The sequence below is a fragment of the Cognatundibacterium luofuense genome (assembly GCF_018139685.1).
GTDB classification, from domain to species: Bacteria; Pseudomonadota; Gammaproteobacteria; order Burkholderiales; family Burkholderiaceae_D; genus Undibacterium; species Undibacterium luofuense.
Genome location: NZ_JAGSPN010000001.1, coordinates 709,293 through 728,680 on the forward strand (window position 1 = coordinate 709,293; position 19,388 = coordinate 728,680).

Below are 19,388 nucleotides of genomic sequence, written 5' to 3' on the forward strand. Positions count from 1 at the left end.
ACTATATCAAGAACTGTGCCTGCATTTGGTGTTTTATTGCTGCACTCGCAAAAAAAGTGGCAAAGCCGGAATGAAGGCGGCTTAATCCGGAATCCGGATGTAATCCACAAATTCAGCTGCGTGCTTATCCGGTGCCGGTGTCATCAGGCTGGCGGCCAGCATGACGATAAATCCGGCAGGTACGCCGAAAATACCGGCCGAGATCGGTGCGATATTCCACCACTGGTGGCTGACGCTGCCGCCAAACAGCGGATGGGTGTAAAGCATGTAAAACACACACATGGAAAACCCCGCAATCATGCCAGCGATTGCACCCTGATGGTTCGCCCGTTTCCAGAAAATGCCCAATACCAGTGCGGGGAATAAAGTAGATGCCGCAACAGAAAATGCAGCACCAACCAGCGACAAAATATCGGCTGGTTTCAGCGATGCCACATACGCCGCCAGCAAGGCAATCAGTAACAAAAACAATTTCGAAATGGTGACGCGCTTTTGCGTGGATGCATGCGGGTCAATAATGCGGAAATAAATGTCGTGGGACAGTGAATTCGAAATCGTCAGTAATAAACCGTCTGCCGTGGACAATGCCGCCGCCAGACCACCCGCAGCCACCAGCGCCGACACCACATACGGCAAGCCGGCAATCTCCGGTGTCGCGAGGACGATAATATCGCCATCCAGCGTGATTTCTGCGAGCTGTACCAGACCATCATGGTTGATATCGGTAATGCTGACCAGAGGATTGGTTTTATCAATGTGCGCCCAGTAACTGACCCAGGAAGGAAGGTGAGAAAAACTGCTGCCAACCAGATTGGTGTACAAATCGTACTTAACCAGCACCGCCAGTGCAGGAATGGTGACGTACAGCAACATGATAAAAAACAGCGACCAGAAGACCGAGTCGCGCGCTTCCGTCACACTGGGCGTGGTGTAGTAGCGCGTCAGGACATGCGGTAATGCAGCCGTGCCCAGCATCAGACAAATCACCAGTGCAATAAAATTATTCCGTTTAATGACAGAGTCGGCGGGTGTTGCCGCGGCATATGGCGCAAATTGCGACAGCGGCGGCTGGGCTTTTACCAGTAACTGCTGACGCGCATCACTCCAGCGCTGCGCCGCTTCTGCTGCACTTTGCGGATAACGTGCCAGCTGACTGCTTGCTTTCCGGATGTCCATCAGCGATCCTTTGCCGGATTTAAGCTCATCCAGACGGCGCTGTAAGGCTGCGCGGTCATTCAGCCAGGACTCGGGTAATTGTTCAATTTTGGTTTTCAGAGCCGCTGCCTGTTGCATGTACAGGTCGCGTACCTGTTGCTCATGCGGGTCTGTCCGGAACTGCTGTTCTTTGTCAGAGAGTTTATTTAAAAACTGTCCGTAACTGATCTGCGGCAGCAGGCTGTCTGCATGTTTCAGCGATAACCAACTGACCGGAATCATCAATGCGATCAGGATGATGATGTACTGCGCCACCTGCGTCCAGGTAATTGCCCGCATGCCGCCGAGAAATGAGCAAACCAGAATACTGGCCAAGCCGAGGAAAATGCCGACAGAAAAATCAACACCGGTAAAGCGTGAAGTAATCAGTCCCACGCCGTAAATCTGGGCGACCACATAAATGAAAGAAATAAATACGGTTGCAGCTACCGCCAGAATACGTACCAGATGGGTTTCTTCCGGTCCGCGAAAGCGCGTGCCGAGAAAATCGGCAATCGTGTATTGCCCGAATTTACGGATGTAGGGCGCAATCAGCATCGCCACCAGACAAAATCCGCCAGTCCAGCCAACCAGATACGCGAGGCCATCAAACCCCTGCAGATACAAACCGCCCGCCAGGCTTAAAAAACTCGCTGCGGATATCCAGTCTGCCGCGGTTGCCATGCCGTTAAAGACGGCGGGAACACGTCTGCCAGCCACATAATATTCCGCCAGATCTGAAGTGCGGCTGACCAGACCTATGCCTGCGTAAATCACTACCGTCACAAACATAAACAGGTAGCCGATCCAGACACGCGGTACACCTTCTTTTTCCAGAATCGACAAACTGATCAGAAATACCATGAACAGCAGGGTGTACCACAGGTAGTACAGTGTGAGTTTTTGACGGAAGCGTTTCTGAGTCATGCATGCTCCCTGCTGTCCGCAAGCCGGCGCGACAGTGCCCGCATGGCCAGTGCGTAAATGCCGATCAGGATCACAAAGGATAAGGTCAGCCCTTGCGCTGCAAGATAAAACGACAAATTCCAGCCAAACCACTGTACGTTTGCCAGTTCACGTGCAAAAAACAGCGCGGCCATAATCAGGGAAAACCAGATCAGGAGTAGCCCGCCTGTCAGCTGGCAGGTCCGTTTCCAGAACATCAGTTGCGGGGTATCTGACCCCGCCGGAATATTACTGTTCGTCATACTGAAGCTCATTAAATGGATTGATCGGGAACACGATGCGGAAAATACAGCCCGGCGGTGTTGCACCCGGGTGGTGATCGCGGATGCTGATGCTGCCGCCGTGCTGCTGCACAATTTCACGCACGATCGCTAAACCAAGCCCGCTGCCCTGTGTATTGCTGCCGAGAATGCGGTAAAAACGCTGGAACACTTTTTCGCGGTGTTCTTCGGGAATGCCCGGACCTTCATCTTCCACTTCGAGTATTGCCAGCGCCTGCTGGCTGTCCAGATCCAGTCGCACGGTCACGCTGCGGCCTGACGGCGTATAGCGAATTGCATTGTCGATCAGATTGCTGATCACTTCACGCAGCATGACCGGGCTGGCAAACAGTGTCAGCTGGCTGTCGCACTGCTCGTAACCGAGATCAATATTTTTTTGCGATGCTGCCGGCAGCCAGTCGCTGACGATATCGAGCACAAAATCGTTCAGTTGCAGTGATTCACGGATTTGTCCGGCGGCTTCGCGGTTTTCTGCTTTAGCCAGTGTCAGTAACTGATTAATCAGACGGGTGGCTGCTTCTGAACTTTTCGCCAGTTGCTGCAGGGAGCGCCGGATTTCTTCGGGATCATCCTGCCGCAGCGCCAGTTCCGATTGCATGCGCATACCGGCTAACGGTGTTTTCATCTGGTGTGCCGCATCAGCGATAAAGCTTTTCTGTACGGCGATCGATTGCTCCACCCGTTGCAGCATTTCATTCATGGATTCCACCAGCGGCGTGATTTCTTCGGGTACCTGACTGGTATCCACCGGACTCAGATCGTCGGGACGGCGCGCGTGAATCCGTTTCTGTAATTCCGTCACCGGCGATAAGCCACGGGTCAGTGCAAACCAGACCAGAGCCAGTGCCACTGGCAGGATAACAAACTGCGGAAGCACAACGCCTTTGATGATTTCGTTCGCCAGTACGCCGCGTTTTTCCAGCGTTTCTGCCACTTCAATCAGGACAGGGTTCTGGTTATTTTTCGATACGGACTCAATCAGCGTATAGGCTGAACGCATTTCGGTGCCGTTCAGGCTGAAATTACGAAACTGAATACCGCCTGCCAGCGGCTTTTCTTCTTCGCTGATCGCGGGAAACTGGGCATCGCCCTCCAGAAGTTCGCCTTTCTGATTGCGCACCTGAAAGTAAATGTGGTCAGCGTCATCTGCCCTGAGAATATCTTTGGCTACCGGTGGCAGGTTGATATGAATTTGCCCGTCATGCTGTCTGACCTGTTGAGCCAGTACCAGTACCTTATCTTCCAGTCCGCGGTCGAATGGCTGGTTGGCGATGGATTTCGCCACCAGATAGGTGATGACAATACTGGCGGGCCATAGCAATAACAAGGGGGCCAGCATCCAGTCCAGAATCTCACCGAACAGCGAGCGTTGCGCCGGTTCGTCCGGCTGTTGCAGCAGGCTGTTCAGGGTATCCTGATCGGGTTCGCCCGGCGCTGCTGCCATTATTCCTGCCCGCTGACCTGATCCTGTGGGCGGCTGTTACCGGCAGGCTGGATTTTTTCCAGACAATAGCCGAGGCCGCGTACGGTTGCGATGCGAACACCATCGCCTTCGATTTTTTTGCGCAGCCGGTGAACGTAAACTTCAATCGCATTGTTGCTGACTTCTTCGCCCCATTCGCACAGGTGATCGACTAACTGTTCTTTGGAAACCAGTCGTCCGGTGCGCTGCAGTAAGACTTCCAGCAAACCCAGTTCTCGCGCGGATAAGTCCAGCATTTGCTCGTGTTTGTAGGCGATACGCCCGACCTGATCATAGCTGAGCGGGCCGTGCTTCATCATGGTCGGCGCACCACAAGCGCCGCGCCGCGTCAGTGCGCGTACCCTTGCTTCCAGTTCGGACAGAGCAAACGGCTTGGCCATGTAATCATCGGCGCCCAGATCCAGACCTTTGACCCGTTGTTCCACGGAATCCGCTGCAGTCAGGATCAGCACCGGGATATGTGAATTCCGTGCGCGTAAGCGACGCAGGACTTCGTGCCCGTTCATCTTGGGCAAGCCCAGATCCAGTATCAGTAAATCGAAATCCTGTGTGGACAGCGCGGAATCGGCTTCCTGACCATTGCTGACGCAATCGGTGGCATAGCCGGACTGTCGCAGTGAGCGCGTGAGGCCGTCGGCCAGCACGCTGTCATCTTCGGCAAGCAATATACGCATGGTGAACTTCTTGTCTCCGGTGGCAGTGCTGCACCGGTGTCTGCGGCAGCCTGTCCGTTTGTTTTGAATCCCCCGGCGGAAGGCGCTGGCAGGCCCGGTGCAGGAATGATTGTAGTGAGTTCACTCCTGTTGCCTGTTATGCCATTCACCGAAGTTTGATGTTTACCTAACTTTACCTGATTTTCTGCTCTTGCAGTCGGGCAATCCCGGTTTTTGGTGATGCTGTTTGCATGAAAAATTTTCAAAGCAGGGTGTTTTCCGTATAAAACGCGGTTTGTGCATAAAACCCTGTTTTCTCCGGAACTAAATGCAAAATCGCGATTCCACAACCGCAGTTTCCTCACTTTTTCCCGCATCTATGAGATCCCTGAACCTGCTCTCCGTCCCGCTGCTGACTATCGCTGCAGCGGTTTCACTGGCTTATTCTTCCCCCGCACAGGCTGTTGCTATCGGTACGCTGCAAAGCTGGCAGGCACCGGCTGCGCAAGCGAACCGGGTACTGACTCTGCATACGGATCAGGGCCATCAGTTGCGTATCAGTCTGATACAGGATGGTATCTTCCGCGTCGAAGCGGCATGGAAAGGGGACTGGAGCAGCGTGAAGCCGCAAAGCACACCGATTGTGCTGCCGCAAACCGCGACTGCGGAAGCAGTGAATTTGCGTGATCAGGGTGAATATCTGTTGTGGGAAAGTACGCGCTTCGCACTGCGCATCTATAAAAAGCCGCTGAGGCTGGCGCTTTATCAGGCCGGGAATCAGCAGCGTATCTGGGAAGAACTGCAGCCGCTGGATCTGGGCGAGAAGCAAAGCTATCAGACTTTATCATCGAAAGCAGGTGAGGCATTCTGGGGCGGTGGTCAGCAGAACGGTCAGTTCGCGTTTCAGGGCAAGCAGCTCGATATTTCGTACTCCGGCGGCTGGGAAGAGGGCGACCGCCCGAATCCGGCTCCGGTGTTTATCAGCTCGCAGGGTTACGCCGTGTTGCGCAATACCTTTGCGCCGGGCGTCTATGATTTCCGTCAGCAAAACTATCTGACCGCCAGCCATCAGGAGCGCGGTTTTGATGCCTATTACATGGTCGGCGGTTTGCACGATGCACTGCGCCAGTACACAGCGCTGACCGGACGCGTGCCTTTGCTGCCGCGCTGGGCGCTGGAGTACGGTGATGCGGATTGTTATAACGATGGCGATAACCGTAAAAAACCGGGGACAGTACCAGCCGGCTGGAGCGATGGCCCGACCGGCACCACGCCCGACGTGGTGCAGTCGGTTGCGGCGCAATATCGTAAACACGATATGCCGGGTGGCTGGATTTTGCCGAATGACGGTTACGGCTGCGGCTATACCGGATTACCGGAAACCGTTAAGGGTCTGAAGCAGTATGGCTTCCGCACCGGTCTGTGGACAGAAAACGGTGTCGATAAAATTCAGTGGGAAGTCGGTACTGCCGGAACGCGTGCGCAAAAGCTGGATGTGGCGTGGACTGGTAAAGGGTATCAGTTTGCGATGGATGCAAATCATGCTGCAGCCAACGGTATTTTGTCTGCCTCTGACAGTCGTCCGTTTGTGTGGACTGTGATGGGCTGGGCGGGCGTACAGCGTTATGCCGTGACCTGGACCGGCGATCAGTCCGGCAGCTGGGACTATATCCGCTGGCATATTCCGACGCTGATCGGTTCCGGCTTGTCGGGACAAGCGTATGCCACCGGCGATGTGGATGGCATTTTCGGCGGCAGTCCGGAAACCTATACCCGCGATCTGCAATGGAAAACTTTCACGCCGGTGCTGATGGGAATGTCGGGCTGGTCTAAAGCAGAGCGCAAACATCCGTGGTGGTTCGATGAACCTTACCGCAGCATTAACCGCCGTTATCTGAAACTGAAAATGCGCTTGATGCCGTACATGTACACCCTGGTACGTGAAGCGCAGCAAACCGGTGCGCCGCCGGTGCGTGGCCTGATGTGGGATCACCCGCAGGATGCGCATGCGATGGACGAACGCTACCGCTATCAGTTTTTCTTAGGCCGTGATCTGCTGGTGGCACCGGTGTACAAGAGTCAGGCGGCCAGCCGTGGCTGGCGGCGCGATATCTATCTGCCACAGGGTGAATGGATTGATTACTGGGATGGTCGCGTGGTGCAGGCGGGGGCGGCGGGACGTCTGATTGATCAGCAGGTTACGCTGGATCGCTTACCGGTGATGGTGCGTGCCGGTGCGATTCTGCCGATGTACCCGGAATCACTGTATGACGGACAAAAACCGAAAGACCGGCTGACGCTGGATATCTATCCAAAAGGTAGTTCGCAGTTCGATTTGTATGAAGATGATGGCGAAACCCGTCAGTTTGAAAAAGGCGCGTTCAGTCATCAACAAATCCGTGTCGATGCGCCTCCACAAGGCGCGGGCAAAGTGCAGATTCAGGTCGGTGCGGTGACTGGCAGTTATCAGGGGCAGGAAACGAAGCGTGCCCTGAGCCTGCAAGTGCATACCCGCGCTTTGCCGCAGCAAGTCATGCAAAACGGAAAAGTGCTGGCGCAGCTGGACGCAGCGCAGGCACAGGCAGGGCAGAGCGGCTGGTGGTATGCGGCGGATGAGCGTTACGGTACGGTGCATGTGCAGACGGCGGCGCTGGATATCCGTCAGGCTCAGGAATTCACGTTCGATATTGCCGCCAGTACGCAACTCACGGCAACAGCAGACTATCCGGCTGCACCTGCGCTTGGCGAAACCATTCCGCCGGATGCCTTGCTGGTTATCAGCCGTCCGGCAGAAGAGCCAGGACATCCGCTGGAAAACGCCTTCGATGGCAAACCGGAAACCTGGTTCCGCACCGTGCGTGATCAGGCACAGAAAACCGGTGCGCATGAGTTCACGCTGGCGCTGGGCGAGCGTCGCATGGTGAAGGGAATAGAAATCACCGGACGCACCGATCAGCACTGGGAATACGGTCAGCCGAAAGCAATCGAGATTTATGTCGGCGACAGCAATGGCGAATGGGGTAAGCCGGTGTTCAGCGGACAGCTGAAAAAACAAAAAGAGAAACAGCAAGGCACATTTACACCGGTGGCCGGACGCTTACTGCGTCTGCGTATTCTGAGCACGCATGATCAGAATGACGATGGCGTCGCAGCAGACCCGATGATACTGAATGCCTCCGGCAATGCAGATCAGGCCAAGGCGGTGAATGCACAGATTCCGAAAACCGTGGCACCGGTCACGATTTCTGAATTCGCGGTCCTTGAAGCTGCAGCGCCGCAAAAACCGGCACTGCAGCTGGCGCTGAATACTTTGCCTGTCAGCGGCGGCAAAGTATTGCCGGTACCACAGATCAGTATGAATGGTTTGCAATTCCGTCAGGGCTTGCAAATGACCGGTAATGCCAGCCAGCGTTATACGCTGAACGGGAACTGGCAATGGTTCCGTGCGGATGTTGGCATTGATGACCGTTGCAGCGCGCACAGCGGCGTACAGTTCCGCATTTTCGGCGACGGGCGTTTGCTGTTCAGCAGCGGCCTGATCAAAGCACCGGCCGTGGTGAAGCCGGAACTGGATGTGCGCGGTGTGCGTGAGCTGGAATTGCGCACGGTCAGTAGCGACAAGGCGGCTGCCAGCGCCTGCGCTAACTGGGCGAACGCAATACTGACCGGCTACGAAGGTGACAGCGCCAGCCGCAAAGACTGAGTCTGATGGTCAGCATTGTGCAGAACTCCGCATCTTGCTTTTTCGGAGAGCCGGAGTTTCTGCCGACGACAGCCGGATCGCTATGCTGAACACCGCATTTGAGCCCTTTTCGGGTGGTTTTGCGGCCCCGGATGGCATCTGAGTCGGCACTGCTCACTGCATGCTTCTGATACTGCCAAAACAAAACGCCCCGGACATTGAATCCGGGGCGTTTTTGCGGATGCTGCTCAGTCGCGTGTTAAGGCTTAGGCATCACCAGATCCGGCACTAGTTCGCGCCAGACAATACGCTTACCGATGAAGCGCTGCGTACCGGCATCATCTTCACTGGCTTTTTCCGGATTCGGATCATTTTCCTTAATAATCGAAATAACACGTTTGCCATTTTTGGTGTACACCACGTTGTAGCCGACGATCTGACTGGAATACATTTTTCCCGCCAGTACACCGCCAGAGGTGGTGAACTTGTTATTGCCGCTGGCGTAATCCAGCAGATTCAGCCAGCCATAACCACCGGGCGAACAAGCTTCGTCGGACGGAACATTGCTCGGCACAATCAACGTGCCCATATCCAGTTTAGGCGATAAGGTGATCCGTTCACCGCTGTCCGGCCAGTCCAGATACCAGCCAAGATCCGTGCTGTAATCCACGTTGCTGCTGTTGATAGTACGTGTACTGCCGGACTGCGTAATGGTTTTCTGAACCAGCTTGGTACGTGCGCTGACACCGGCCGGACTGTCCAGTGCCGGATCATCCTTCAGTGCATACAGCGATTGCGCCGAACGGTTGCTGATGTCTGCCAGTTCCAGATATTTACCGGTACCGACAAAAATAACTTTGGCATTTCTGACGTTGCCGAGAGCAGGTTCCGTGGTGACCGGCTGACGGTTTCCATTTTTATCTTTCAGTGTAGCGAGGTGGCTGACCGCTTCTGTCGTCAGATTGAATTTCCATACGTCACCGTTCAGATCACCGGCATAGACCAGTTCGGTCACATTATTCGTTTGCGGACTGTCTGCCCATGCTGCCAACGGACCGAGACCGCTAGGGGCCACTGCCGAGCCGGAACCATTGCAAATTTTCTTGCTGACTGCACCGCTGCTGGCGTTCAGTGCAATGACGCATCCGTTACCCGAACCAGGATTGCCGTTGTTGTAACCGGAGCTCAGTAACACTACCCATTGTCCGCTGGCTGTTTTGGTAACCACCGGTGGCGAGAAACTGTAGCCGATGTCATTATCATTCGTCGCACCGAATTCCCACAGCAATGAAGGTGACAGCGGATTAGTAATATCCATCGCAAAATAACCGCGTCCACCACCGTTCAGACCTGCCACCAGAATGGTCTTCCAGGTAGTGCCGTCATACACATCCGCAATCACCGGCGATCCGTTGACAAAATTCTGGTGATTTCCGCCATAGTTAATATCTGCCAGCTTCCATAAATTTCCTAATACAGCACTGGGAATAAACGCCCATTTTTCTTCCAGCGAATCTGCATCAAACGCATGCAGCATGCCATCGTTAGCACCGACATAAATCATTGGTGTACGACTTGCCTGCGCAGTCTTAAAGGCATCGTAACCAGCGTCGATATAACTGAAAGTCGGTTTGCCGACATAAGCCAGTTGTGACTCTGTAATGTCGCCGAGGATTGCTTCGCGTGCACGGAATAAGCGATTCAGCTGCGGGTTAGACAGTTTGTCCTCATACTGTGATTGCCCGCGTAGATAATTGACCAGATTCGTCAGTGAAACAGCCGGTTGCTGTGTGACAGGATCAAGGTTGCTGTACTGACTCAGATTGGCTGCGCTGAAAAAGCTGCTGTTTTTGCCTGCTGTCTGCAATCCTGTGGCGGTGAACGGCAGCAATGTATTGCCTGCGCCTGCGATATAAATGTTTCGTGTATCACTGTCAGGGCGGACTTTATTATTCATACTGCCAGTGCATCCTACCGGCAATTCCACATCCGGCAATCCGGGGGTGACGCAGCGGTAAATCACACTGTCATTTTCCACGAATTGCTGCACAGCACCGGGTAGCGGGCAGTTGCCCGGCACCACATTCTCCACGCAACGTCCCGCCGCTTTACTAATCTGGCCGGTCATCGTATCAATCGTTCTGCGCTCAATATTTCCCTGCCATTTGACCGAAGTGTAGCTTGAGATATACGCATAGTTATTGCCACCAACCGGATTCAGGCTACTTGTGCCGGCACCGCCACCGCTGGCAGTCTTTGCCGAAATTTCATTCAGAGAGGCCGTCAGGGAACGTGTCAGCTGGGCTGGATCTTTGGCACTGAAGTAGCTGCCGCCACCGTTGACGGCAGCATGCCACAGATCATCAACTGCCGAATTGGTATTGCTGACCGGTTCCGGCCAGTTCAGCAAACCGTTCTTGATTTTTGCAAAATCACCGGTGCCGGCACTGGCATAATCCGGACGGTAACGCAACTCGCCATCCACACCAAGGCCCAGCGTGTAAGTAGTCATATGCTGCTTATTGTTCGGATCTTTGGCCGAAGTGAATACGTTATCGGTACAGACGTCGTTGCCCAGTGCGCCCGTGCAATTGTTGAAGCTGCTGTTCCGGATATCGGTTTCGTAATAATACTTGGCAACGTCTGCTAAAGAATTGGTGCTGGCAACAGGGCCTTCATATTTTGGCCTTGCTGTTACACCGCCGTCCTGATTGCCGATTTGTCCACCGCTGATATTCTGCACATCCGCTTCTTTATCGGTATTCCAGAAACCGTCGGTTGTGAGTAGTGCGAAATTCTGCTGGCAGGAGTATTCCACCGGATCGCCGGTACCGGCAGGACCTTTGCCCGCAAAAATTCTGCCGACGCGGGCGAGTGCGGAGCGCAAAGGTGTTGCTCCACCAGGTGTGACACCGAACAGTTGTGAATACCATGCCTCTTTCTGACTGCCTGTGCCGCTGTTGAATACTTTAGGTGCGAGATAATTCTGTCCGTAAATATCAATAAATCCGACACGGAAACGGTTATCAATGGGTTTAAAGCTGCGGCTGACCACAGTTTTCATCGTTTGCATACGAGACTGGTAATACGTGAACCAGTTGGCAAAATTGGTCATTTCTTCGGTGTAACTGCAACTTGTTGTACTGCTGATGCAATCCGAGCGTCCGGGGTAGCGCGGATAGGTTTTGCCCGGCACGATATCTGTGCGGCTGAAGTTGCCATAATTCCCAGCCGGGATTGCTGCCCTTGCTGCACGATAGCCACTCAGCACCACCTGATCGGGAGTAACACCACAGTTTCCGGTAGAGGCTGCAGACTTAACCAGTTTGACGCTGGTATCTCGAGTGAGTGTCAGCGGCGCGGCGATGACCAGATTGCCGGCACTATCTTTGCTGAAGCTGTAGCCGGAACTCGCACCACCACTGATGATGTCACTGATCAGATTTGCCGCATTTTTTCTGAGTCGGGTTGCCGCCTTCAGAATATTGCCTACACCATCAACTTCAATACGATCCACGCCAGTTTGATCTGATCCGCTGCAGTTGCTGAGAGCAAGCGGAATAGTGACACTGGCTGCGCTGGCACCTGCTGCGGGTGCGCCACTGTTGAACTGGCCCGTCAGATAGCGAACGTTATAGAAGGTTGCTGACTGGGTTGCACGGCATGCACCGACAGGCGGAATCGCTGTTTTTGCATTGGTCTCAGAATCACACCAGCGAACCCGCGCGGGGTAAGGATAGGCTGCACTGGGTCCGCTGCTAAGGATGCAGTCAGTCAGTGCATCGTCCGCGCAATATTCTCCGGGGTTGATGCGGTAGTAGTACGGGCCAACGGCAGATGATGCGCTAATAACGGGATTTGCCGGTGTACCAGATACAAATTTTGATGTTCCGGTCGCTTTTACGGCACTCTGTGTTGCATAGCGTTTTCCACCAATGGTCGCCGGTAGTACAAAATTGTTATTCCGCAGACAGTTGTTGGGATTATTGTCGTCACACCAGACAAAATCATCCAGATCGGTCAGCAGATTCGTTGCTGCAGAATTTGTATCAAACCCGTTTTGTCTGACACTGTTGTAACTTGTAATTGACGGATACTCAACGCCTGAGCTGTCCATCGGTGGCTGGTAGCGAATTTCCGGATTGTAATAGACAGCATTGAAGTCTCCGCTGAAGTAAGGAGGGAGCTGACGGCAATCCTGACCGAAGTAAACAGTTCCGTCCAACTGATAAGAGCAGTACACCCACCCGGCCCAGTCCGGTAAATACTTTTCGCCCATACTTCCGGACGAATCAAGAATGAACATCAGGTTTGGCTTAACCTGACTGATTGCTGCTGTTGACAGAGGCGCCTGTGGAACAGTCAGTGGCGTCGCAGCAAATACCAGCTGACTGTGAACCAGTTGAGTAACCAGAGAAAAAGACAGCAGATAAACAGACTTCTTCATAGCGATTTTATCCATGATCAGTAAATAAAGCCCTGTACATAACTGATGGTGTTACGCGGGCCGCTGACTTTGACGGTAATCCGGTAGACCGGACTTTTGCCGTTTTTGACGGCACCCGCCTGCGTTGCATTGATGACGTTATGACCGTCGTTATCTTCAGCAGAATCGCTGAACAGGCAGTTGGAATCGCTCAACACCTGGTTGGGGCTACGACACATGCGCTGAATGACATAGCGAATCTGATTTGCCGCCGCATCTTTTCCGGCATCAACACTATTGGTGTTATCCCAGGACATACTGGTCAGGTTTTTTTGCAGATCCATGCTGGAGTAATAACCGTTCGCAGCACGGTCCGTATTCAGCGGATGAGCAGTGCTTTGCCAGGGATCCAGGCCAGTCGCACCGTTATCCGACGCGCGCAGCCAGCGTATTGCTACCTCAATGCCGCGGTCCCCGCCGCTGGTCGCAGATTCCCGGAAAGCAAGATTGCCTGCGATAATTGCGTTGATGTCGGTCATTCTGACCAGCGCAACCATCGAGATAGAAATAATAACCAGGATAATCAGCGCGAAGAACATCGAAATGCCGCTCTGATGATGGATTGGCTTAAGTAAAATATTCATAAATTTCCTCTCGCCCAAATGACGTTGCGTAAGGGAATAATGGTTTCGAATACGCGATAACGATAGTGACGCCAGTCAGGGTCCTGTAATGCAAGATTCATCAGTGGTGCCGGATCTGCAGATGTCCCAGCCCATGCACAGATACCGTTCGGTTTTGCAGCAGTCAGTGAACTGCAATTCACCACTTCCGGAATCTCTTCACGTTCGGGCTGGCCGCTGCGAACGACGAGTGCAATCCGAACGGCGCGGATCCGGTTCCGGTTGGCGAGTGTCGGGGTCGTTGCGGTGTACGCCCAATCGTTACCTTTTGCATCTACCCAACTGGTGACCTGATTCGAATTGACATCATTCGCAAGACCGTATTGCGCTTGGAGGCTGACAACATCGCTGGCAATTTCGCGCTGATTTTCGGTGAGCTTTTGTGAAACAGTGGTGGCGAAACGAAATTCACTGAAATTCCCTAAGCAGGCGACTGATGCGCCAATTACAGCGTTCGTTGCTGCTGTCGTCACAATGTCGGTATTGTTGCCAGTTGGCACGCTCGTCACTTTGGTCATCGAACAGGCTGACCCGTTGCTGATCATGACTGCATCACCGTTCTTGCAACCAAAGTTACTGTTCAGTGTCAGGGTGTTACCCACCATGCTGTTAATACGGGCTGGAATGCCGCCGGTATCAGCATCGCCCTGATGGACGATCAGGGTATCGCTGGCGCCATTGGCGCCATCAATAATCGAAACCGGAAAATAGTCGATTGCATCTGTGCCCGGATTATTATCGTGATCCAGACCAGTGCCTAATGCACAACGCATTGCCGGATTGTTTTTATTTTGAAGTGGCAATCCGAAAGCGGCATTTGCTACCCGTCGCTGTATCAGATAAAGACTGATATTGCCGCTGGTCTGTGCATTGGTCACACCGCTATTGCGTTCCCGGCTTTGTATAAAGCTGACATAAAGACTGGTACTGACTAACACTACAGCGAGGCCTATCGTCAGACCAATCATCAGTTCAATCAGACTGAATCCACTGTATCTGTTGACATACAGGCGATTGCTCATACACCACCTGTCATGTAGGCCGTACGCACAAAAGTGCGGGTTTCTGCTGAGCCGGGAATTTTCCAATGAATCGTGACAACAAAGCATTCAGCATTTTTTGTGTTCGATGCGTCTGAGTCGCAGTCAGCAGTAGCGCGCTGAGTACTTCGCTTCGCCGCGGGAAGTGTGGTCTGAGTTGAAATGTCGGTGTCCGACTCGAGATAATTGTTAAGATTTTCCTGATTTACAAATATTTCCGCGATACGTTTCTGAGCCAACTGCGCAGCTTCAGAGCGATACTTCGCGTCAGATGTATTTCTGACATTCAGTGATTGCATATTGAGTAGTGCAATAATGCCGATCGCAACGAGAAGGAGCGAAACCAGAGATTCAATCAACGCGATACCGCGTTGCGCATTGTGCGTTTGTACGTGATTTATCAGCATGGCGTTGTAACAGGTGTCGAAGGAATAGGTTCTTTCGGGCATTGGCGAATGTTTCCGGTTTGGGAAATTTGAATACGAATCTGGCTGTTAATTTTTGCATCCGGACTTTTGACCGCGATAAACAGAGGGCCGGGATTCACGAGAGTGGTAGCCAGTTGGCCGAGGGAGTTGAAAACAACGATATTGCCTTCGCTGAATTGAGTCACCAGCCGTCCGGTTTTTGCTTCGCCGGATTTTTGCAATTGAATAACTGCAGGACAGTCAGGGGTCACCGTGACACAGGAAATGGTCCATGAATTGGATGCATCAATGGTGAATTTGACCAACGCATTCCGGCGCAGACTCTCACTTTTTGCCAACTGAACGCCAGTTGTTATTTGCTGGGCGGCAGACCGGATTTGTGAATTACCGATCCAGCTTTGAAATGCAGGTGCGGCAAACGCCATGGAAATCGCTAAAATTGCAATGGCAACCAGCATTTCAATCAGCGTGAAGCCTTTGTGTCTTGCAATCAGCATGTTTCGCTAGCCTTTGAAATCCAGCAGGGTTGAGTAGATGTCATGCCGGGAAACTGGCTGCTCTTTTGCCTGTCCTGATCGACGGTCAGTACGTAATCCTTCATGCCACCTGTGGCCTTACCCCGGGCTGTGATCGTGTAAGTCATGTCAGTAGTAGTGCACTCAAAACTGAAATACTGACTTGGCTGAATGATTGTTCCGAAGGCGCTGTTTTCAGGACTGCAATCGGCCTTTGCATAATTAAGGTAGGTGCGCGCGTCCTGAAAACGTTGTTCCAGTCTCATCTGGGCTTCAGTCAGGCCTTTGGTTGCCTCCATCAGCTTGCCGCGCACCATCTGCTCTTTGTAATTCGAGTATGCAAAACTGCTGAGTATTGAAATCAGTGCAACTGTCACCAGTGCTTCGATCAGCGTAAATCCTTTTGATTTGAGCGGCATCATAAGTTGCTCTCCATAAATATGTTTTAAATATATTTGAATTTTATGAATGTAGCACGCTTCCACCGGCCTGTTGTTATGACATTGATAAAAGGTCGTTTTCAGCCGACGAAGATACTGACAACAGCTCTCAATTCGCCGTCAGTCAGCGTGATAGCAAACACTCGAACAAACGCTTGCAAAAATCACTGATTTTTTATACAGTGCTGTTCATGGCGATTTTGCCGCCAGACTTTTCTGCTCATTAACCGACGAAAGACATCATGGACGATAAAAAACCTGATAATGCTTCTGAAAAAAGTAAGGCTCTGGCGGCTGCCCTCGCGCAAATTGAAAAGCAGTTCGGTAAGGGTTCTATCATGCGTATGGGCGACGATGAAGCGAAAGAGGAAGTACAGGTTGTTTCTACGGGCTCACTCGGGCTTGATATTGCTTTAGGTGTGGGCGGTTTGCCGCGCGGTCGCGTTGTAGAAATTTATGGTCCTGAATCTTCCGGTAAAACGACGCTGACACTTCAGGCGATCGCTGAAATGCAAAAACTCGGCGGAACTTGCGCATTTATCGATGCAGAGCACGCACTCGATGTTGGTTATGCACAGAAGCTGGGAGTAAATATTTCTGAGTTGCTGATTTCTCAGCCAGATACTGGCGAGCAGGCGCTTGAAATTACCGATGCACTGGTTCGCAGCGGTAGTGTTGATTTGGTGGTCGTTGACTCGGTTGCGGCACTGACCCCGCGCGCCGAAATCGAAGGCGATATGGGTGATAGTCTGCCTGGTTTGCAAGCACGTCTGATGTCTCAGGCACTGCGTAAGCTGACCGGTAGTATCAAGCGAACCAATACTCTGGTAATTTTCATTAATCAGATTCGTATGAAGATCGGTGTGATGTTCGGTAGCCCTGAAACCACAACAGGGGGTAATGCATTAAAGTTTTATGCTTCTGTCCGTCTGGACATTCGTCGCGTCGGCTCTATTAAGTCAGGCGATGAGGTAATTGGTAATGAGACAAAAGTAAAAGTCGTTAAAAACAAAGTTGCGCCACCATTCCGAGAGGCTCACTTCGATATTCTGTACGGAGAAGGTACTTCTCGCGAAGGTGAAATTCTGGACCTGGGTGCGGAAGCGAAAATCGTTGATAAATCCGGCGCCTGGTACAGCTATGGTGGCGAGAAAATCGGTCAGGGTAAAGATAATGCACGTATTTACCTCAGAGAACATCCTGAACTCGCACGTGAAATCGAAAACAAAGTACGAGCTCACTTGGGTGTGCCGTTGTTGGCACCAATGAGTGCTGAGTGATAACCGAATAATGAATACAGGCCGGGGTAGTTCCCGGCCTTTGTTTTATGCGTCAGAAACTTAGTTTGAAGGCAAGAGCCTTGCGTTACCTTTCCGGAAGGGAATATAGCCGGCCTGAGCTATATAAAAAATTAAGGCCCTACGCTGAATCAGAGGATGAACTTGAAACAGTGCTCGGATGGTTGCAAAAGTGCGGATATCTGTCAGATCAGCGTTTTGCTGAGTCGTTGGTGCATCGTATGCAAAACCGGTATGGCAATCAGCGCATATTATATGAACTGACGCAGCATAATTTGAATTTGGATTTAATGGCTGAATGTCGTATGACTCTTACAGAGTCGGAGTATGAGCGTGCGTTCCAGCTATTGCAGAGAAAATTTGCATTGCAAAGTATTACACCGGAACTAAAAGCCAGAATGTATCGCTTTTTAGCGCAAAGGGGTTTTTCAGGTAATCTTGTACAGCGAGCAATAAAGAGCTGGATCGCTGAAAATCAACCGGAATAAAGGTTCGGTTCCGGAATCAGGAAAGTTTTTGCGAATTGTCAGAACCGTTTGCAGCTGTGCTAGAATTTCGAAGTTTTGCAGCGCCGCAGGAGCGGCTGTCTTCATAGAAACTGTGGAGACGACACGCAATTGTGGCTAGAAAAGATTAGCCGCCAGAAGGCTTTATGCCATCAGAACCACTTACATCGTTAAGCCTGCAGTTATTTCTGCTCACTTCCGCTACCGGCGCTTATGTTTTACATTGCGCAGGTCAGGTTTTTCGCATGAGAAAAGTGCGTGCTTTCAGGATGCGCGTTCTGACAGTTGTTTTGCTTTTCATTTTCAGAAAAGTGAAGTTAACTGTCTTCTTCCCTCGCAGCTCAATCCATTTTCAATTCTGCATAATACCCAAACAACCAGTTCTGAACGAATACCGCTTGCATGTACTGACGATTTTCAATTTATCGAATCAACAGTCTATAATGCAGCCGGTAAATCAGGGGAACGCGTGATCCGGGAACATCAATAAATGCTGGACTGCTGTTGCTGATCATTCCGTCATTATCAGTTTCTGATCAAGTCGGGAATTGTAGTGCTCAATAAGTTTGTTTGTTATTAACTATTTATACCTCAGTGTCTGAAGGGAAGTCGTATGAAAATCCATGAGTATCAGGGTAAAGAAATCCTCCGTAAATTCGGAGTGACTGTACCGCGCGGTATCCCATGCTTGTCCGTTGATGAAGCAGTAAAGGCTGCAGAAACCCTGGGCGGACCGGTATGGGTCGTCAAGGCACAGATCCACGCCGGCGGCCGTGGTAAAGGTGGCGGTGTTAAAGTTGCGAAGTCTATCGAGCAAGTTCGTGAATACGCTGACGCAATCATGGGTATGCAACTGGTGACCCACCAGACTGGTCCGGAAGGTCAGAAAGTGCGTCGTCTTCTGATCGAAGAAGGCGCAGACATCAAAAAAGAATTGTACATTTCTATGGTGACTGACCGTATTAGCCAGCGCGTTGTCCTGATGGCTTCGTCTGAAGGCGGTATGGATATTGAAGAAGTTGCTGAAAAACATCCTGAACTGATTCACTCTATCGCGATTGATCCGGGTGTCGGCCTGAAAGATGAGGAAGCCGACGATATCGCACGTAAAATCGGCGTTCCGGACGCATCTGTTGAAGATATGCGCACCCAATTGCACGGCTTGTACAAAGCATTCATGGAAACTGACGCCTCTCTGGCGGAAATTAATCCTATGATTCTGACAGGCTCTGGTAAGGTAATCGCGCTGGATGCAAAATTTAACTTCGATGCAAACTCGCTCTTCCGTCAACAGGAAATCGTTGCTTATCGTGACCTAGATGAAGAAGATCCTGCCGAAATCGAAGCATCAAAATTCGACCTGGCTTATATCTCCCTCGACGGTGATATCGGCTGTCTGGTAAATGGTGCTGGTCTGGCGATGGCAACAATGGACACAATTAAATTGTTTGGTGGTGAGCCTGCAAACTTCCTGGACGTTGGTGGTGGTGCCACAACTGAGAAAGTGACCGAAGCTTTCAAAATTATGCTGAAAAACCCAGGCCTGAAAGCTATTCTGGTCAATATTTTTGGTGGCATTATGCGTTGTGACGTGATCGCAGAAGGCGTGATCGCTGCATCGAAGGCAGTTTCGTTGCAAGTACCTCTGGTCGTACGCATGAAAGGTACAAACGAAGATATCGGTAAGAAAATGCTGGCTGATTCCGGCTTGCCGATTATTTCTGCAGACACGATGGAAGAAGCTGCACAAAAAGTTGTCGCAGCGGCTAAAGCTTAATATTTGCAAGGAAATA

At 51.8% G+C, this 19,388-nt stretch carries 14 protein-coding genes; 4 read left to right on the forward strand and 10 right to left on the reverse strand.

Annotated elements, in window-relative coordinates; genetic code table 11:
- Positions 1-81 precede the first annotated feature (81 nt).
- The 4 genes from KDM89_RS03200 to KDM89_RS03215 are packed head-to-tail and all read right to left on the reverse strand — an operon-like array spanning position 82 to position 4,598.
- On the reverse strand, positions 82-2,121 hold the full coding sequence (locus KDM89_RS03200) for a sodium:solute symporter family protein (RefSeq protein ID WP_212686473.1): 2,040 nt from the start codon (positions 2,119-2,121) through the stop codon (positions 82-84).
- On the reverse strand, positions 2,118-2,402 hold the full coding sequence (locus KDM89_RS03205) for a DUF4212 domain-containing protein (RefSeq protein WP_230427626.1): 285 nt from the start codon (positions 2,400-2,402) through the stop codon (positions 2,118-2,120). The genes KDM89_RS03200 and KDM89_RS03205 overlap by 4 nt, the downstream gene beginning before the upstream one ends.
- Positions 2,389-3,885, reverse strand: coding sequence for a sensor histidine kinase (locus KDM89_RS03210; protein ID WP_212686474.1), 1,497 nt, complete (start codon positions 3,883-3,885; stop codon positions 2,389-2,391). The genes KDM89_RS03205 and KDM89_RS03210 overlap by 14 nt, the downstream gene beginning before the upstream one ends.
- A complete protein-coding gene (locus KDM89_RS03215) occupies positions 3,885-4,598 on the reverse strand; it encodes a response regulator transcription factor (RefSeq protein WP_212686475.1) in 714 nt (237 codons plus the stop codon). Before KDM89_RS03215 ends, KDM89_RS03210 begins: the two co-directional genes overlap by 1 nt.
- Positions 4,599-4,956: 358 nt before the next feature.
- Here KDM89_RS03215 and KDM89_RS03220 point away from each other — a divergent pair, with 358 nt between their 5' ends.
- Positions 4,957-8,280, forward strand: coding sequence for a TIM-barrel domain-containing protein (locus KDM89_RS03220; RefSeq protein WP_212686476.1), 3,324 nt, complete (start codon positions 4,957-4,959; stop codon positions 8,278-8,280).
- Positions 8,281-8,518: 238 nt separating this feature from the next.
- On the opposite strand, the gene KDM89_RS03225 is transcribed toward KDM89_RS03220, so the two are convergent.
- The 6 genes from KDM89_RS03225 to KDM89_RS22350 are packed head-to-tail and all read right to left on the reverse strand — an operon-like array spanning position 8,519 to position 15,836.
- Entirely contained in the window at positions 8,519-12,706 is a 4,188-nt protein-coding gene (locus KDM89_RS03225) for a pilus assembly protein (protein WP_212686477.1), read from the reverse strand.
- Positions 12,707-12,723: 17 nt separating this feature from the next.
- Positions 12,724-13,329 carry a pilus assembly PilX family protein gene (locus tag KDM89_RS03230; RefSeq protein ID WP_212686478.1) on the reverse strand — a complete coding sequence of 202 codons (606 nt, stop codon included), beginning with the start codon at positions 13,327-13,329 and terminating at the stop codon, positions 12,724-12,726.
- Positions 13,326-14,390, reverse strand: a complete 1,065-nt coding sequence (locus KDM89_RS03235) for a PilW family protein (protein WP_212686572.1) — start codon at positions 14,388-14,390, stop codon at positions 13,326-13,328. The genes KDM89_RS03230 and KDM89_RS03235 overlap by 4 nt, the downstream gene beginning before the upstream one ends.
- Positions 14,387-14,815: a type IV pilus modification protein PilV gene (gene pilV, locus KDM89_RS03240; RefSeq protein ID WP_212686479.1), complete on the reverse strand. Its 429-nt coding sequence runs from the start codon at positions 14,813-14,815 to the stop codon at positions 14,387-14,389. The genes KDM89_RS03235 and pilV overlap by 4 nt, the downstream gene beginning before the upstream one ends.
- Positions 14,809-15,333, reverse strand: coding sequence for a GspH/FimT family pseudopilin (locus KDM89_RS03245; RefSeq protein WP_212686573.1), 525 nt, complete (start codon positions 15,331-15,333; stop codon positions 14,809-14,811). The genes pilV and KDM89_RS03245 overlap by 7 nt, the downstream gene beginning before the upstream one ends.
- The gene (locus KDM89_RS22350) at positions 15,327-15,836 is read right to left on the reverse strand and encodes a type IV pilin protein (RefSeq protein WP_212686480.1); all 510 of its coding nucleotides are present in this window, start codon (positions 15,834-15,836) and stop codon (positions 15,327-15,329) included. The genes KDM89_RS03245 and KDM89_RS22350 overlap by 7 nt, the downstream gene beginning before the upstream one ends.
- 197 nt (positions 15,837-16,033) lie before the next feature.
- Here KDM89_RS22350 and recA point away from each other — a divergent pair, with 197 nt between their 5' ends.
- From recA to sucC, 3 genes are all read left to right on the forward strand, one after another.
- Entirely contained in the window at positions 16,034-17,071 is a 1,038-nt protein-coding gene (gene recA / locus KDM89_RS03255; protein WP_212686481.1) for a recombinase RecA, read from the forward strand.
- 47 nt (positions 17,072-17,118) lie between these two features.
- Positions 17,119-17,577 carry a recombination regulator RecX gene (recX, locus tag KDM89_RS03260; protein ID WP_212686482.1) on the forward strand — a complete coding sequence of 153 codons (459 nt, stop codon included), beginning with the start codon at positions 17,119-17,121 and terminating at the stop codon, positions 17,575-17,577.
- Between the two features lie 616 nt (positions 17,578-18,193).
- Positions 18,194-19,372, forward strand: a complete 1,179-nt coding sequence (gene sucC / locus KDM89_RS03265) for an ADP-forming succinate--CoA ligase subunit beta (RefSeq protein WP_268977842.1) — start codon at positions 18,194-18,196, stop codon at positions 19,370-19,372.
- Positions 19,373-19,388 lie beyond the last annotated feature (16 nt).

Coding starts and splice junctions, on each gene's coding strand:
- KDM89_RS03225 (WP_212686477.1), bottom strand. CDS start 12,706: ATGAAGAAGTCTGTTTATCTGCTGTCTTTTTCTCTGGTTACTCAACTG.
- KDM89_RS03230 (WP_212686478.1), bottom strand. CDS start 13,329: ATGAATATTTTACTTAAGCCAATCCATCATCAGAGCGGCATTTCGATG.
- KDM89_RS03205 (WP_230427626.1), bottom strand. CDS start 2,402: ATGACGAACAGTAATATTCCGGCGGGGTCAGATACCCCGCAACTGATG.
- KDM89_RS03245 (WP_212686573.1), bottom strand. CDS start 15,333: ATGCTGATTGCAAGACACAAAGGCTTCACGCTGATTGAAATGCTGGTT.
- recA (WP_212686481.1), top strand. CDS start 16,034: ATGGACGATAAAAAACCTGATAATGCTTCTGAAAAAAGTAAGGCTCTG.
- pilV (WP_212686479.1), bottom strand. CDS start 14,815: ATGCTGATAAATCACGTACAAACGCACAATGCGCAACGCGGTATCGCG.
- KDM89_RS03210 (WP_212686474.1), bottom strand. CDS start 3,885: ATGGCAGCAGCGCCGGGCGAACCCGATCAGGATACCCTGAACAGCCTG.
- KDM89_RS03235 (WP_212686572.1), bottom strand. CDS start 14,390: ATGAGCAATCGCCTGTATGTCAACAGATACAGTGGATTCAGTCTGATT.
- KDM89_RS03215 (WP_212686475.1), bottom strand. CDS start 4,598: ATGCGTATATTGCTTGCCGAAGATGACAGCGTGCTGGCCGACGGCCTC.
- KDM89_RS03220 (WP_212686476.1), top strand. CDS start 4,957: ATGAGATCCCTGAACCTGCTCTCCGTCCCGCTGCTGACTATCGCTGCA.
- KDM89_RS03200 (WP_212686473.1), bottom strand. CDS start 2,121: ATGACTCAGAAACGCTTCCGTCAAAAACTCACACTGTACTACCTGTGG.
- recX (WP_212686482.1), top strand. CDS start 17,119: ATGCGTCAGAAACTTAGTTTGAAGGCAAGAGCCTTGCGTTACCTTTCC.